This is a genomic window from Nocardioides agariphilus, assembly GCF_015352445.1.
Classification (GTDB): domain Bacteria; phylum Actinomycetota; class Actinomycetes; order Propionibacteriales; family Nocardioidaceae; genus Nocardioides; species Nocardioides agariphilus.
This window is the reverse complement of record NZ_JADKPO010000003.1, coordinates 1-15008: the sequence shown is the minus strand read 5'-3', so window position 1 is coordinate 15008 and position 15008 is coordinate 1. Positions and strand designations below refer to the sequence as shown.

Below are 15008 nucleotides of genomic sequence, written 5' to 3'. Positions count from 1 at the left end.
AGGCCAAGCCACGGCTGCCGCACTTGCGGGGACGGCCGATGGTCGGCCCGTCATGGGTCTGCAGACCCTGGTGCGGCGTCGAGGTGAGGCGGATGGTGAGGGAGAGCGAGGTGTAAGGGGTGCAGGATGCGCCGTTTCCGTGACCGGGTCGATGCGGGGCGTCAGCTTGCCCAGCGCCTCGAGCACCTGCGCGGCGAGGATCTTGTGGTTCTCGGGCTGCCCCGGGGTGGAGTTCCGGTGGCGTTCGAGGTCGCGGGTGCTCTTCAGGCTCCGCTCGATGTCATCGTGGTCCGCAAGCTCGGCCTGCCGTTCCAGCCAGAGCTGGCGATGGGCGCCATCGGCGAGGGTGGGTTCCGGGTCGTGGACACTGGTGTGGTCACCCGGGCCCGGATCACCTCGGAGGAGTGGCGCACGGTCGAGCGCCACGAGCGAGGGGAGCTCGAGAAGCGGGTCGCGCGGTTCCGGCGCGGCCGTCAGCGCCTCGATCTGCACGGCCGGGTCGCGGTGATCGTCGACGACGGCATCGCCACCGGTTCGACGGCACGCGTCGCGTGCGACATCGCGCGACAGCTCGGCGCCGCGAAGGTGGTGTTGGCGGCACCGGTCGCGCCGATCGAGACCGCCCGGGATCTCACCGGCGTCGATGAGTTCGTGTGTGTCGACACGCCGGCGCGGTTCGGGTCGGTGGGTCAGTACTACGACGACTTCTCCCCGACCAGCGACGAGGAGGTGATCGTCCTGCTCGACGCGGCCGAACGGCGGCTTCGGGGTGTGGGTCGGGTGTCCATGGGGCTCGACTGCGACCTCGAGGTCGAGATCCCGGCAGGCCGTGTCACGCTCCAAGGCCACCTGCATCTGCCGGACGAGCCGCGCGGCGTGGTCGTCTTCGCTCACGGTAGTGGCAGCAGCAGACACAGCCCACGGAACCGTTTCGTCGCCTCGGCGCTCTATCAAGGTGGGCTCGGCACCTTGCTGCTCGACCTCCTGACACCGGTCGAAGAACGTGATCGGGCCTGTGTGTTCGACGTCGAGCTCCTCGCCGACCGGCTGGTGGCTGCGACTCGCTGGCTCCAGGCGAGGCCGGACATGTCGCTGGCGCGCGTGGGCTACTTCGGTGCCAGCACCGGTGCTGCGGCAGCGCTGACGGCCGCCGCTGAGCTCGGACAGGGTGTCGCCGCGGTGGTGTCGCGAGGCGGTCGACCGGACCTCGCCTGGGAGGCTTTGGCCGACGTGTCCGCGCCGACGCTTCTCATCGTCGGCAGCCGGGACCCGGCCGTGCTCGACCTCAACCGGCAGTCGCAGGCGCGACTCAGGTGCCCGAACCGGTTGATGGTCGTGCAGGGCGCCACCCACCTGTTCGAGGAGCCCGGGACGTTGGCCGAGGTGGCGATCCTGGCAACGGACTGGTTCGGCGAGCATCTCCTGACCGCCGAGGCGCCCGGCGTACAAGAGGCGGCGCGATGAGCCGCCGCAGGTACGACGCTATTGCTGCCGACGAGATGGCCCAGGTCCGGTCCATTGCGCGCCCGCTGACCCGCGTCGCCGACCTCGACGGACTCGTCGACAGGGTCGGCGGCGCCCGATTCGTGTGCCTGGGCGAGGCCTCCCACGGAACGCACGAGTTCTACGCGTGGCGGGCGGCCCTCAGCCGGCGCTTGATCACCGAGAAGGGCGTCACCTGGATCGGAGTCGAGGGGGACTGGCCAGACTGCTGGCGCATCAACGGTTGGGTCCGAGGCCACGAGCGCCAGGAGCTGACAGCCACAGAACTGCTCACCGGTTTTGAGCGATGGCCCACGTGGATGTGGGCAAACCAGGAGGTCGCTCAGTTCCTGGCCTGGCTGCGAGAGTGGAACCTCGGCAGGTCCGAGTCCGACCGCGTCGGGTTCTACGGTCTGGACGTCTACTCGCTGTGGGACTCGCTGCGGACAGCGATCTCGTGGCTGGAGGCGCACGCGCCAGATGCCCTCCCGACAGCGATGCAGGCCTGGCAGTGCTTCCTGCCCTACGGCGAGGACCCGCAGCGTTACGCGCGGAGCACCAGACTCGTGCCAGCGTCCTGCGAGGAGGACGTGGTTGCCCTGCTGGTCGAGGTTCGACGCCGAACCCAAGACGGCCTGGTCGATGAGAGCGCGTTCGACGCCGCGCAGAATGCCGAGGTCGCTGCCGGTGCGGAGCACTACTACCGGGCCATGGTGCGCGGGGACCGGGCTTCGTGGAACATCCGAGACCACCACATGGCCGACACCATCGACCGGATCGCAACACGACACGGGGCACGATCCAAGGGGCTGGTGTGGGAGCACAACACCCACGTCGGAGACGCCCGGGCAACCGACATGGCAGCGGCCGGCCTGGTGAACGTCGGCCAGTTGGTCCGCGAGCGCCACGCGGCCGACGGCGTTGCGCTCGTCGGCTTCGCTGGCCACCGTGGCACCGTTCTTGCCGCCGAGGGTTGGGGGCAACCCGAGCACGTCTACAACCTGCCCAGCGCCCGCTCCGACAGCCATGAGGACCTCCTCCACCAGGCACTCGGTCGGCCGGCCGTGCTGGCATTCGGCGACGACAGGTCCGGCCCGTGGCTGACGACGCGCCGCGGCCACCGGGCCATCGGTGTCGTCTACAACCCCCGGCGCGAGTCGGGCAACTATGTGCCGACCGTCATGGGCGGCCGCTACGACACGCTCATCTGGTTCGAGGAAACCAGCTCACTGCACCCCTTGCGCCACGAGCTGACGCCACGCGAGCCGGAGCTGGAGACCGAGCCCTCCGGATACTGACCGGCCCCGGCCGTGCGGGTGCCAGTTACCTGACGACTGCCACCGGGCACTCAGCCCGGTGCAGCACCTCCTGGGCCACCGACCCGAGCAGCATCTCGGCGAACGCGTCACGACCACGGGAGCCGACAACGACCAGCGACGAAACGGCACCGAGGTCGAGCAGCAGGCGATCCGCCGCTCCGGCCACCGCCATCATCGTGAGGTCGACCGTGTCGAAGTCAGCTCGGACAGCCTCCGTCGTCTCGGCGAGCAGCCGCTCAGCCTGCTCCGCGCCACCCGCAGTCCAGCGGGCGGCGGTTGGTCGCACACTGGCAGTGGCCAGGCTCGGTAGGCGTGAACGGCGACCACGGACTCGGCGGTGTCGCTTGCGCGCGTGCACGCGAATCGAAGCGCAGCCCGTGCACCTTCGGACCCGTCGATGCCCACGACGATCTGCCGGGCACCGGCTTGCCTCGGCGGACGGACGACGACGACCGGGCAGGTCGCGTGGCGCGCGACGTGCTGACTGACCGAGCCGATCAGGGAGCCGAGCAGGAGACCATGCCCGCGGCTCCCCACGACGAGCATCCCCGCACTCGCGGCCGCGGCAAGGAGCACCGGCACCGTCGGTCCACGGCGTACCGCAACGTCCCAGCTGGCCACGCCGGTCTTCTCGAGGCTGGTGAAGGCTCGCTGGTGCCATTCATCCACGAGCCGCTCGTCGTGCTCGCGGAAGTGGCCGATCACCGGATCCATATGGGTACCGACGATGACGACCTCCAGCGGCGCCAGGGTGTCTGTTGCCGTCCTCGCCGCCCAGTCCAGGGCCATATCGGCATCGGGGGATCCGTCGTATCCGACGACGATCGGCTTGGGCGTAGGGCTCACAGCATTCAGGATGCCGCCCGTGCGGCGGGATCCTAGGGCCGATAGGCGCAGGCATAACGGGTCGATGGTCTCGAGTGCCGGGCATGTTCACCCTCCGCCCGCGCATTTCCCGAACTCAGTTGCGCCGGGACCGTTGCCTCAGTGCTCGGGACTTTGGGCTCTCACCCCGCGCCCGCGGTGGGTCGAGCCGTCGGTTGGCACCTCGCGTCGCTGAAGCTTGAGAGCGTGTGAGGACGGTCGTCCAGGGTCCATCCTGCCGACACGACACGACGGCCTCGACCACCGAGCTTTCACCGGACACGCGTGATGAGTTGGCCGGGGGCGGCGAGCGAGGGGTCGCCGTCGTGATCCTGCGGTGTCGATCGTTTCGTGGGTCGACGAAGCCCGGCACCGCTTAGCTCGGAGGCCGGCTTGGGTGCGAGGGCGGTGGCTCTGCGTCGACCCAGATCGGTGGGATCATCGAGGACATGGACGCCCGCGAGTGGTTCGTGGCCGGCTCATCCGCCTTGGCGGGCGGCGAGTGGGCTGTGGCCCGCGACTGTTTCGAGTCGGCGTTGTCGCTTGAGGAGTCAGCCGAAGCGCTGGACGGGCTGGCGCTGGCGGTGTGGTGGCTCAACGATCCGGATGCTGCTCTGGAGTTGCGGGCACGGGCGTTCGCGCGACTCCGTCACGACGGTCGCGACACCGAGGCGACGACCGTCGCGATCTGGCTGGCGCGTCAGCACCGCAGCCTGTTTCGGCGTACGGAGATGGCTGACGGATGGCTGTCGCGGGCACGCTCTCTGCTGACCAGCCTTCCTGACGAGGGCAGCCTGCGCGGGTGGCTGATCCTGGCCGAGTCAGAGATCGGGCCCCCGCACCCACGCGCCGCCGACCCCGCCGACCAAGCGCTACGGATCGGGCGCGAGCGCGGTGACCGGGATCTGGAGATCATGGCGCTGACCCGCCGCGGTGCCTGCACGGTCACCGGTGGCGGCATCGCCGAGGGGCTGTCGGACCTGCACGAGGCGATGACCGCCGCAACCTCAGGCGAGGGCCATGACGTGCAGTACGTCGGCGAGGCGCTCTGCACGCTGATGGAGGTCGCCGGACTCATCGGAGATCCGGGCGTGGTCGAGCCCTGGGCGACGTTCATGGTCGGCTTCCGCTCCTCGTACGCGTTCGGGCCGCTGCTGCCCTTCGAGACGCAATCGGCGACCGATCTCATCTCCGCCTTCTGCACCGGATGCTGCGGAGGGGTATATCTGGTGACGGGACGGCTCGACGCGGCCGAGGAGCAGCTCGTGCGCGCCGTGGCGCAGATGGCTAGGACGGGCCTTCGACCGCGCTGCCTGCACCCGGTGGCCGACCTGGTTGCGTTGCGCGTGCTCCAGGGCCGCTTGGAGGAGGCAGAGACGCTCATCGCCGGCTTCGAGAACGACCTCGACTGCGCGCCGTCCGCCGCCGCCCTCGACCTGGCCCTCGGCCGACCACCAGGAGATCGTGCGGATCCTGCTTGCCGCGGACGCGGACCCCGGCATCACCGACCGGGACGGCGTCACCCCCCTGCAGCACGCCGAGCGCCGCGGTTACGACGAGATCGTAGAGATCCTCCAAGGCTGACTGCTGCGTGAGGCGAAGGCAGCCTGTTGCACCCGACAGGCTTCTTGGCACAACGGTGGTATGGTCCCGGCCATGGCACCGGTTGACGCGCGAGGAGTGGCGGTTGGACCGTCCCACGTGCTGTCGGGCGCCGCGTTGCTGGCCGTCGAGCTGAGCGAGATCGCCCGCGGGATTCGTGGTCTCGACATCTTGCGCCGCAGCGTTGACCGCGCCCCGCCGGCCTGACCATTTGCGACAGCATCTGACGCTGCGGTGATGGCATCGGCCACACCGCCTATGCGTGTACCCAGCGCCAGTGTCCTGCGCCAGCAGTCCGTGGCCAGTGCGTCGAGTGAGCTTGTCGCTGCTTGACGCCGCGGCCGTCAGCCGCGACCGCTCTCGTGCTGGGACCAGGGTTGTCCGCGCGCTTGGGGCTGAGAAGGCTCACCGCGACCGACCCACGTCGGCCGAAACGACACCTGACTCCCAGGTCGCCGCGAACTGATCGGTTTACCTGTCAGCGGTACGCCCACCGACAGGTGGTGCTGCTGCTACCTCGTATGTAACCGATCCGCCAGACAAGGTGACTGGCGGACCGGGGAAAGGACAGCGATGTCCAGCTGGGTCGGGCTCTTCGCCGCGGTCTGGTTCGCACGCGACGCTCACCTGATCGAGGAGACAGGTCGGAGGAAGCGTGACCAGGGGCACCAGAGGAGTGCTGATGCGCCTCCGCCCGAACGCCCTAGCTGGAAGCGTTGGGCGTCTCGAGACAACCCCACACGGGTCTGCACGGTTCCGAGCACTGGGCGCGGTGCCGAAGGACACTCATACGCGGGCGTTGCGGCCGGTCCGGTCGGCATGGACGACGTCGACGGGGCGGGCGACGCCAGACAGTCGGGATGGGAGCGGGTCGACCTGTTCTCGGCGAGACCGGGCAGGACGGGTTCACGCTTCGACCAGACCGTCGCCCTACCGATCGACGCGCCGGACGCTCTGGACGCGACGATCAGAACCCTCGTCCTCCGACTGAGAGCACTGCCGGAGTTGGTCGATCTCGGCCGTCGCTCCGCGTCGTACCGGCTGCGGCTGGAACGCACGCTGGCCGAGGCGATCCGCGCAAGAGCACGGCTGAAGGACGGCAGCCACGGCGAGTGCACGGTCTGTTCCGCACCGATCTCTTTGACCTTGCTGACGGAGAAGCCGTGGTCGTCCGCCTGTCTCCACTGCGCTCTCGACATCTGAGAGTCCACCCGGATCACCCCTAGTCCTATTCGCGCTTCGCGCAAACCCTGAGAAAGCTGGAGGAACTCATGACCATGTCCGCGATCCGAGCATCGTTCAGCGTCGACCCAACATCTGACTCGCTGATGGCCATCCGGTTCGAACGCGAGCTCCAAGAGGCGGCCGAGACGAGGCAGCAGCAGCTCGAAGGACTGACCAGCGCAGAGGCCGATGAGGTGACTCGCGCGCAGCGAGAGGCACTCAACCAGGTCCTGCTGGAGATCTCCGCTGCACGGCAACGACTCGCCGAGGGCACGTTCGGGTCGTGTACGGGATGCGCCCTGTCGATTCCGGTCGAACGACTCGAGATCAGGCCCTGGTCGGCCACCTGTGTCAGCTGCGCGCGGAGGTGAGCAGCTCGTCCGATCCGGTCGTTTGCCCGACCGCGTCATCCGAGCGTCGATCGCTCGGCCAAGCCAGCACTCGCGCGGCAGCACCCGCGCGCCAGCACTGACTCAAGGAAGTAGGCAAAAGCACATGACGCGTCTAGTGAGAAGTCACCGACGGCCGGCGCCGCCCATGCCAACCAGCGCGAAAGGCACGCGGTATCGCCGGAAGCGAGCACGACCAGTCGGCGCGGCTGCCCGCCCGCCCAGTGAGATCGCTGTGGTGGGGGCCGGGATCGTAGGGCTCAGCGTCGCCTGGTTCCTGCAGGAGCGAGGCGTCGAGGTCACGGTGTACGACGCCGATCACGCCGCCAGTGGAGCGTCCTGGGGCAACGCTGGATGGCTAACGCCGGCGCTCACCACCCCCCTCCCCGAGCCCGACGTGCTCCGCTACGGTCTCAAGACCGCGCTCCGACCAAGCTCCCCGGTCTTCGTACCTCCCCGCCTCGACCCTCACCTCTGGCGGTTCCTCGCGGGCTTCGCCGCCCATTGCACCACGCGACGATGGCAAGCCGGCATGACCGCCTACACGCCCCTCAACAAGCTCGCCATCCGCGCCTTCGACGACCTCGCCGATGCCGGAGCGACACCACGAGCACGACAGGCGCGCCCCTTCCTGACCTGCTTCCGCACGACGAGCGAGGCCGGAGACTTCATCGGCCATCTGCGCCAGATCCAGCAGGCGGGACAATCGGTCTACTTCGACTACCTCACCGGACCCCAGGTCCGAGGGGCACAGCCCGCCCTCAGCGAAGACGTCGACGCCGCCGTTCTCATCCACGGTCAGCGCTTCGTCCACCCGCCCCACTTCGTCCGCAGCCTCGCGCACTCGGTAATCGCGCGCGGCGGCAAGCTCAACGAATGGACCCGCATCGTCGGCATCGACACCGAAGCAACTGCCGTCCACCTCCTCGACAACGGAGGGGCTCGACACCGTCACGACGCCGTCGTCCTGGCCACCGGCGCCGCGCTCATCCGGATCGCCCGAGACCACGGCGTCAGACGACTGGTCCAGGCCGGTCGAGGCTACTCCTTCACCGCCCTCGGAGACGAGATCCCCCAGGCCCCCGTCTACTTCCCACAGCAACGCGTCGCCTGCACCCCGCTCCACGAACCTGTCGACCCCAGCGGGGTAGCAGCCCCAATCCTGTCCGAGCAAACAGGCGAACGGCTTCGCGTCGCAGGAATGATGGAGTTCCGAGACCCCAGCGAGCCACTCGATCCGCGGCGGATCCGAGCCATCGTCGACTCCGTCCGCAGCCTGCTCCCAGGTGTTGACATGGACCAGCGACACGACGAATGGGTCGGTTCAAGGCCATGCACCACCGACGGTCTGCCACTCATCGGGGTAACGAACTCGCCACGTGTATTCGTCGCGGGCGGGCACGGCATGTGGGGAATGGCTCTCGGTCCCGTGACCGGGAAGCTCCTGGCCGAACAGATCACCTCCGGTACGGTGCCCACGCCGCTCGCACCCTTCCACCCGCTTCGATGACAGAGACAGGTGCGCCACGGCGCGCACCGGGAAGGGAGGACGAGTGACCGTCGCCTGTGAGATCCATGGCCCTCCTGGCAGCCACAGTCGTGCGCGCATACCCGTCACACTCGCCGTGTCATGAGAACGGACTGGGGTTGGCTGACTCTCCCCACTGATGCGGCCGCCCGTCGGCTACTCGGATGCGACCTGGAACGGCTCCTCGACGGCGAAGTGCTACGTGCACGCATCGTGGAGACCGAGGCATACGACCAAGACGACGAAGCCAGTCACGCCTTCCGAGGCCAGACCGTGCGCAACGCCACGATGTTCGGCCCCGCCGGGCACCTCTACGTCTACCGGCTGTACGGACACCACTGCTGCAACGTCGTCACCGGGTACGCCGGGTACGGGCAGGGCGCACTGATCCGGGCTGTCGAGCCGCTCGAGGGCGCTGACGTCATGCAACAACGACGAACCGGGGATGAGAGGAGACTGGCCACCCCGCACCTCACCAACGGCCCAGGCCGTCTGTGCCAAGCACTGGGTGTGACCAGCTCACTCGACGGCCACCACCTGGTAGAAGACCCACTTCGGCTCGTGCAGCGACCTCCGCTCGAGTCCTCGCAGATCGTTGTCTCGACCAGGATCGGGGTCACCAAGGCCACCGAACGCCCCCGCCGCTTCCACATTCGAGACAACGCCTTCGTCTCACGCCGGTGAAGCCTCTCCCCACCGGCTCGAGTGAATCCGCACTCCCGCGGGAAGACCCGGGACAGGTTGAGCCTGACCACACCCTCAACGGTCCTGCTCTCCTGGCAATCGCCACCAGCAGGCAGCACGCGGCGTTCAAAGGGCCGACGTTCTGGGCCGCAGGAGGATGCGTTCGCTGGAGGACCGATGGGCCTCGAGCACGAGGTCGCCGGTGAAGTCAGGAAGTTGGTTCAACTGGGCCTGACGTGCACGTTCGGCTTCGTCGAGCGTCTGGTGGATGTGGCCGTAAGTGGAACGATCAGAAGTCTTGGAGATGGTCATGGCCGTACCTCGCATGTGGAAGTGGCGCGAACCCGCGAACGGGAACGCGCTGGATGGGCGCACGCATGCGCCTTGGGGTGAGGGTCAGGCGAGGCGAGGCGGTGCGCGGTCCACGCTGCGACGCAGAACGTCCAGTCCGCGCATGCCCCGGGCGAGCTCACTGAGCGCAATGGCCAGAAGTGCCAAGCCGCTGGGCACGTGGGACGGCTCGACCGAAGCCGGCTGGAGCGTCGTCGCATCCCCGATCATGCCGGGATCAGAGCAGGACCTCGAATTGGACTCGACCGCGGCGGCGGCCCCTCCCGCGGGCGGATCTGCTCTGAATCCCTCATGCGCCCAGCGCGTGGGGACGCCACCAGGCGTCGGGCCGAGAGGCTCGCCGCTGAAATGTCGAAGGCAGAAAACCCTCTGTAGGCGGGAGGGCGAGAGCCGGGACGGCTCGCGCCAGATGGCGACCTCTGCGGTGTTTGTCCGCGTTATGACTTGCCGTGGGTCGGCAGTCACGAAGTATCCGTGTCGATCGAGATGGAGTCGATCATGGCGGGCTCGAAGGCCGCGTGAAGCCTCGTGATGGGAAGGTGTAACGCCAGAGGTGGGTGCGGTCGTGCGTGATTCGGCCGGATCGAGGTGCGACATGGTGACGGCTATCTGGGACTGCTGCTCGATGAGTTGGTCTCTCTTGCACGCGTCGCTCACGTCGACCGAGACCGGGGACCACGTCGCGTGTGGGTCACCGGCCATCGTCATTTGCCGATCGTATGACTGGACGGGCGCATGCCTCGCCGGCGAGCGCAGCCGCGAGTTGCCTGGGCTCGGCATCCTGACCCTGCGCTCCGGGGGCGTCCGAAGTGACGGTCGGCCCTGCATCGTCAGCGTGTCCGAAGTGGCAATCTGAGGACTCGAGTCGCCGCCGGCTTGCGCGCCTGGCCGTCATGACGATGTCGGTCGCGATGCTAAAGATCCTCTCGACACGGTCGGGATCTGCCCAGTAGTGACTCTCGGCAAAGGCCATCCAGCTGTCCGGAGGAATGGTGTGTGACTCGGGGTACTCGAGCTCCGGCCATGTAACCGCCATCTCCATGAGTTCCAGAAGCACATCCTGGTCGTACTCAAGGGAAGTCAGCCTTCCGTGGTGAAGGTCGGTGGCTCCATCGAAGGCGCACGTAGCGCCACATCGCACGTGGCGGACCGGAACTGGAGCCAAGCGTTCGTCAGGCGGCGCGGCCGGTCCCTCGCGGTCAGAGCCAAGACCGGTCTGCGTTCCATGTCGATCCTGAGCCGCACGGCTCGGGTGATTGATCGCCGACACGGCCTGGTCTGTTGCGTGAATCGGGGTCGGACTGGAGCCCAGCGAGTGCCCGTTCTTGTCAGTTTTGACGACTGGCATGTTGGCCTCCTCATGCGCGGCACCGGCGGACTCCTTCGCCAGTCTTGGTACGACCGTAGGCGGATTCGACCTGCGCAAACACGACGGACGACGGCAGGCCTGCAGCAGGCTGGCTTGCCGGTCGTAGGCAACGTAGCGATGCTTCGGCTCGGCTCATGCAGCGCACGGCCGACTGCCAGCGAGGGTGAGCTCGCGAGTCAGTGAGGAGGACTCTTCACAGGCGATCGACCGGAACCTGGCGGGATCAGCCGTAGAGGGTCGTGAAGTTGTCTCGCAGGACCATCCGGCCGAGCTCCCCGTCACCAGTGGCCGCCCGGAGGCGTGCGAGCTCGCCGGCGTGATCGCCCCACGGCTCGTCGCTGGCGAAGAGCAGTCGGTCCTGTCCGATCCCACGCCGCTCGATCTCCTGGGCCAGCCAACGGGGGGCGAAGCCTACGGCCCAGCTGGTGTCGGTGTAGACCTGCTTGCCCGCCTCGATCCAGTCGAAGAGGCGGCTCCCGATCAGCTTGATGTGCGCACTCACACCGCCGCCCAGATGGACAAGGTGGATCTTGACGTCGTCTGCGTAGCGGTCGACGAGCAAACCGATCTGGTCGATGTCGGAAGCGCCGCCAGATGACGTGTGAATGTGTACGACGAGTCCATGGGCGCGTGCCGCGTCGAAGATCTGGTCCAGTTGTGGGGCACACGCCGGGTCATCGACCTGTCCACCAAGCAGGAAGCTCGTCTTGAGGACCTTCACGCCCTTCTCGCCGGCGTGGGCAAGTGCGCCCACATTGAGTTCCGCGTCCTGTGGCCTGGGCGACACCCACAGCCCACAGCTGACTCTGTCATCGGCCGCTGCGGCCTCCAGTGCGAGTTCGTTGAAGGAGAACGACACGGAGGCGTCGGGGACGCCGTAGTTGGGCATGACCAAGGCTCGCTCGGTGCCCTCTGCGTCGAGGTCGGCGAGGAAGTCCTTGACGGTGCCGCGAGCCGAAATGTCGGGGTTGACCGGCGGGCCGCCGTAGAACGGGAAGGCCGGAAGGAGGCCGATGTGACGGTGGGCGTCGTTGACGAGTTGGGAGGCCATATTGCGTTACTATACTACGGATTCATATCGGATAGTAGGTAGACTTCGGGAGGGGCCTGTCATGAATCGCGGAGTGCGACCCACAGAAGGCGAGCCTCGCCCTTGCCCTCGTTGACCCAGTGATGGGCCTGATCGCCCATGAAGTGGAGGGCATCGCCTGGCCCGACCTCGTGGCGTGTCCCCGCGATGTCGAAGGTCATCGTGCCTTCGAGCATGAAGACCAGCTCCTCACCCGCGTGGGCGAGCGGCTTGTCGCCACTGTCTGCGCCGGGGTCGACCGTGGCGAGCGCCGCTGCACTGCGGAAGGGGGCATAGGGGCCGGACACGCCGGCCAGGGTCAGACCCGCGTGCGGGGTGTACACGGCCGGGCGGTCCGAGGCTGGTGTGAACGCAACCGGGTCGGGGCGACCATCCTGCTCGACGAAGAAGGTCACCGGGCGGTCGAGAGCCGATGCCACCTTGAGCAACGTGGTGATGGTGGGCACCATGTCGTTCCTCTCGATCTTGTGGATCGCAGCGGCCGACACCTCGGCCTTGACCGCGAGCTGCTGCAGCGAGAGCCGCTGCTCCTGGCGAAGCCTCTTCACCTTCGGGCCGATAGAGCTGACGATCTCGTCGACGTTCTCCTCCATGCGGACCGAAGTCGCAGAGGCGGGTTTGGTCTTGGTCATGTCCTCTATCCCCTTGACGCTTTGGCGGCATGCAATATAGTAAACGAAAGTCAACCATGGTGGGCGATTTTTGGGGCGCTCACCTCCAGACGGAGGACCGTAGTGACGCGCAGGATCGTAGTCGTCGGTGGCGGAGCGGCCGGGATGGGCGCGGCGGGTGGGATCAAGGCCGTCGATCCCGGATGCGAGGTGACGGTCTACACCGGCTTCGACGACGTCGCCTACAGCCCTTGCGGGATTCCCTATGTGCACGGCAAGGAGATCGACAGCTTTGAGCGGCTGTTCCTCGCCTCCAAACAGGCGTACGTCGATGCCGGGATCGACGTCCACTACAAGGCCGACGTCACGAAGGTCGACGTGAGTCGCAAGGTGGTCGAGGTCGCGCTGGAGGGTGAGGTCTCGTGGGACACCCTGGTGCTCGCGACCGGGTTCAACTACGCGGACCCTGGCGTTCCCGGTGGGGACCTCGGGGGCCTCTACTACGTGAAGAACATCCGTGAGGCCATCGAATGGGACAAGGTCCTCGACGCGGTCAAGTCGGCGGTCGTGATCGAGGCATCGCCACTCGGGGTGGAGATGGTGACGGCGCTCGCGCACCGCGGCATCGAGACGCACCTGGTCGATCCGAGTCCGTGGCCGATGTCGGAGGTCGCCGATCCCGACATCATGGAGCCGGTCGAGGAGTCGTGGCGCGAGCTCGGGGTCATCACGCACTTCAACACCACGCTGGAAGCCTTCCTCGGCGACGACCGGGTGCAGGCGGTGCAGACCTCCGAGGGCGAGATCAAGGCCGACCTCGTGGTGGTCTGCACCCACAAGGAGCCGAACAACACCCTCGGGGTGTCGGCCGGCCTCAAGATCGGCTCCACGGGCGGGTTCATCGTCGACGAGCGGATGGCGACCTCCGCCCCGGGGGTGTTCGCGGCCGGCGACTGCACCGAGATCCCGAACGGGCTGACCGGCGTGCCACTCCAGGGACTCACGGGCAGCCACGCCTACGCGCAGGGCAAGACCGCAGGCATCAACGCCGCAGGTGGCTCACGGGCCTACAGCGCCGTCTACGTGCCATGGGGTACGGCGGCGGGCAAGTGGATCATTGGCGGCGCATCCCTCGGTGAGACCACGGCAACCGCGCTCGGGATCCCCTACGTCGTGGGGAGCGCGCAGGGCATCTCGCGAGCCCGTTACTACCCGGGTGTCAAGCCGGTCAAGGTCAAGCTATTGGCCGAACCGGGGAGCCTGCGACTCCTCGGCGCCCAGATGGTGGGCGGGGAAGGCATCAAGGAACGCGCCGACTTCCTCGCGGTGGCCATCAAGTTCGGCCTGACCCTGCACGACCTGGCCACCATGGAGAACGTCTACTCGCCGGCCATCGGCGCACTCAACGAGCCCATCGTCGTAGCCGCCCAGAGTGGCCTCGACGCCGCGCGGAAGAGCTGACGATGTCCTTCTCCCGTTGGCTTCGGAGCAACGCTGAGCACTACCTGCTGATCGCGGCGCAGGAGCGGGTCGCCCGCCAGCACGGAGCGCGAGCCCCCAGACCTCCGCGCGGGCTACGCGAGGTGTTCTGGCTCCGCGTCTTCGCCCCGATCTACCGGATGCTCCCCTGGCCACTGCGCCACAAGATCATGCTGTCGATGCCTGGAAGCCACCGTCGTCAATGGGCGCCGCCCCCGCAGGCTCACGGCTCAGCCGTGCCACCTCAACTCCGAGCACATCAATCCAACTAGAGAAGGAGTCCGGCAATGGCAAACATCGTGGGTGAGCGCGTCAAGAAGGGCGACGCGATCGTCGACTACGACGACAAGGTCTTCGAGGACATCCAGGCGGAGCCAGGAGACAGCGCGTACATCCTGATGCACACCGTCCCCTTCGAGGGGTCCGTGGGACTGGTGAACATGCTGACCGCGACCCGCATCAACCGAAAGGGCTTCGACACGCACCTGGTGCTCTACGGCCCGGGCTCCTTGATGGCCTCGGCCTCGCGCGGCTACCCCAAGGTCGGTGACGAGGCGTTCCCCGGCGCCCTGGGCTACAACAAGCAGCTGCAGACGTTCATGGACGAGGGCGGCCACGTCTATGCATGCAGGTTCTCAGCCGCGGCGCTCTACGGCATGCGGGAGATCGACATGATGGAGGGCGTGAAGCCGATCAACCCGCTCGACGTCCTGGATGCGGTGCTGACCGCCCGCCGCGCGGGCGCCCTGATCATGCAGACCTGGACAGTCTGAACAACCACTCGCTGGCCGTCACCTCGCTGGCCGTCACCTCGCTGGCCGTCACCACACGGGTGGCGGCCAGCGAGCCCGTCAGAGCGACATCTCGCCGTACAGGCGGGCGTGCTCCTCGGCGGCACGCTGCCAGCTGAACGCCGGGATCAGCTCACGACCACCTCGCACCAGGGTCTCCCGCAGCCCACCGTCACCGGCCAGCCTGCGCATACCTGCCGCCAACGACTCCGGATCGCCGGCCCG

At 67.6% G+C, this 15008-nt stretch carries 15 protein-coding genes; 10 read left to right on the top strand and 5 right to left on the bottom strand.

Annotated elements, in window-relative coordinates; all coding sequences use genetic code 11:
* Window positions 1-126 precede the first annotated feature (126 nt).
* Together ISU10_RS03045 and ISU10_RS03040 are read left to right on the top strand one after the other, a co-directional pair.
* Window positions 127-1464 carry a phosphoribosyltransferase gene (locus ISU10_RS03045; protein WP_194694901.1) on the top strand — a complete coding sequence of 446 codons (1338 nt, stop codon included), beginning with the start codon at window positions 127-129 and terminating at the stop codon, window positions 1462-1464.
* The gene (locus ISU10_RS03040; protein ID WP_194694900.1) at window positions 1461-2780 is read left to right on the top strand and encodes an erythromycin esterase family protein; all 1320 of its coding nucleotides are present in this window, start codon (window positions 1461-1463) and stop codon (window positions 2778-2780) included. Before ISU10_RS03045 ends, ISU10_RS03040 begins: the two co-directional genes overlap by 4 nt.
* A 25-nt stretch (window positions 2781-2805) precedes the next feature.
* On the opposite strand, the gene ISU10_RS24010 is transcribed toward ISU10_RS03040, so the two are convergent.
* Complete coding sequence (locus ISU10_RS24010; protein WP_194694899.1) at window positions 2806-3087, bottom strand: universal stress protein; 282 nt, start codon at window positions 3085-3087, stop codon at window positions 2806-2808.
* Complete coding sequence (locus ISU10_RS03030; RefSeq protein WP_194694898.1) at window positions 2973-3647, bottom strand: universal stress protein; 675 nt, start codon at window positions 3645-3647, stop codon at window positions 2973-2975. The genes ISU10_RS24010 and ISU10_RS03030 overlap by 115 nt, the downstream gene beginning before the upstream one ends.
* Before the next feature lie 467 nt (window positions 3648-4114).
* Between ISU10_RS03030 and ISU10_RS03025 the strand changes: the two genes are divergently transcribed.
* From ISU10_RS03025 to ISU10_RS03000, 6 genes are all read left to right on the top strand, one after another.
* Window positions 4115-5260: a tetratricopeptide repeat protein gene (locus ISU10_RS03025; protein ID WP_194694897.1), complete on the top strand. Its 1146-nt coding sequence runs from the start codon at window positions 4115-4117 to the stop codon at window positions 5258-5260.
* 61 nt (window positions 5261-5321) lie between these two features.
* Window positions 5322-5474 carry a hypothetical protein gene (locus ISU10_RS03020; RefSeq protein WP_194694896.1) on the top strand — a complete coding sequence of 51 codons (153 nt, stop codon included), beginning with the start codon at window positions 5322-5324 and terminating at the stop codon, window positions 5472-5474.
* Window positions 5475-6086: 612 nt separating this feature from the next.
* The gene (locus ISU10_RS03015) at window positions 6087-6470 is read left to right on the top strand and encodes a hypothetical protein (RefSeq protein WP_194694895.1); all 384 of its coding nucleotides are present in this window, start codon (window positions 6087-6089) and stop codon (window positions 6468-6470) included.
* Between the two features lie 74 nt (window positions 6471-6544).
* The gene (locus ISU10_RS03010) at window positions 6545-6862 is read left to right on the top strand and encodes a TraR/DksA family transcriptional regulator (RefSeq protein ID WP_194694894.1); all 318 of its coding nucleotides are present in this window, start codon (window positions 6545-6547) and stop codon (window positions 6860-6862) included.
* 256 nt (window positions 6863-7118) lie between these two features.
* Entirely contained in the window at window positions 7119-8390 is a 1272-nt protein-coding gene (locus tag ISU10_RS03005) for an NAD(P)/FAD-dependent oxidoreductase (RefSeq protein ID WP_370864653.1), read from the top strand.
* 120 nt (window positions 8391-8510) lie between these two features.
* Window positions 8511-9092 (top strand): DNA-3-methyladenine glycosylase, encoded by a 582-nt coding sequence (locus ISU10_RS03000; protein WP_194694892.1) that lies wholly within the window; start codon window positions 8511-8513, stop codon window positions 9090-9092.
* A gap of 126 nt (window positions 9093-9218) precedes the next feature.
* On the opposite strand, the gene ISU10_RS02995 is transcribed toward ISU10_RS03000, so the two are convergent.
* The 3 genes from ISU10_RS02995 to ISU10_RS02985 all read right to left on the bottom strand — a co-directional run bounded on the left by ISU10_RS02995 (window position 9219) and on the right by ISU10_RS02985 (window position 12534).
* On the bottom strand, window positions 9219-9404 hold the full coding sequence (locus ISU10_RS02995; RefSeq protein WP_194694891.1) for a hypothetical protein: 186 nt from the start codon (window positions 9402-9404) through the stop codon (window positions 9219-9221).
* Window positions 9405-11035: 1631 nt separating this feature from the next.
* Window positions 11036-11863: an amidohydrolase family protein gene (locus ISU10_RS02990; RefSeq protein ID WP_194694890.1), complete on the bottom strand. Its 828-nt coding sequence runs from the start codon at window positions 11861-11863 to the stop codon at window positions 11036-11038.
* Window positions 11864-11922: 59 nt separating this feature from the next.
* On the bottom strand, window positions 11923-12534 hold the full coding sequence (locus ISU10_RS02985) for a helix-turn-helix domain-containing protein (protein ID WP_194694889.1): 612 nt from the start codon (window positions 12532-12534) through the stop codon (window positions 11923-11925).
* Between the two features lie 102 nt (window positions 12535-12636).
* Here ISU10_RS02985 and ISU10_RS02980 point away from each other — a divergent pair, with 102 nt between their 5' ends.
* Together ISU10_RS02980 and ISU10_RS02975 are read left to right on the top strand one after the other, a co-directional pair.
* Window positions 12637-13974 (top strand): FAD-dependent oxidoreductase, encoded by a 1338-nt coding sequence (locus ISU10_RS02980; RefSeq protein ID WP_194694888.1) that lies wholly within the window; start codon window positions 12637-12639, stop codon window positions 13972-13974.
* Window positions 13975-14279: 305 nt separating this feature from the next.
* On the top strand, window positions 14280-14765 hold the full coding sequence (locus ISU10_RS02975; protein WP_194694887.1) for an MSMEG_0572/Sll0783 family nitrogen starvation response protein: 486 nt from the start codon (window positions 14280-14282) through the stop codon (window positions 14763-14765).
* Window positions 14766-15008: the final 243 nt, after the last annotated feature.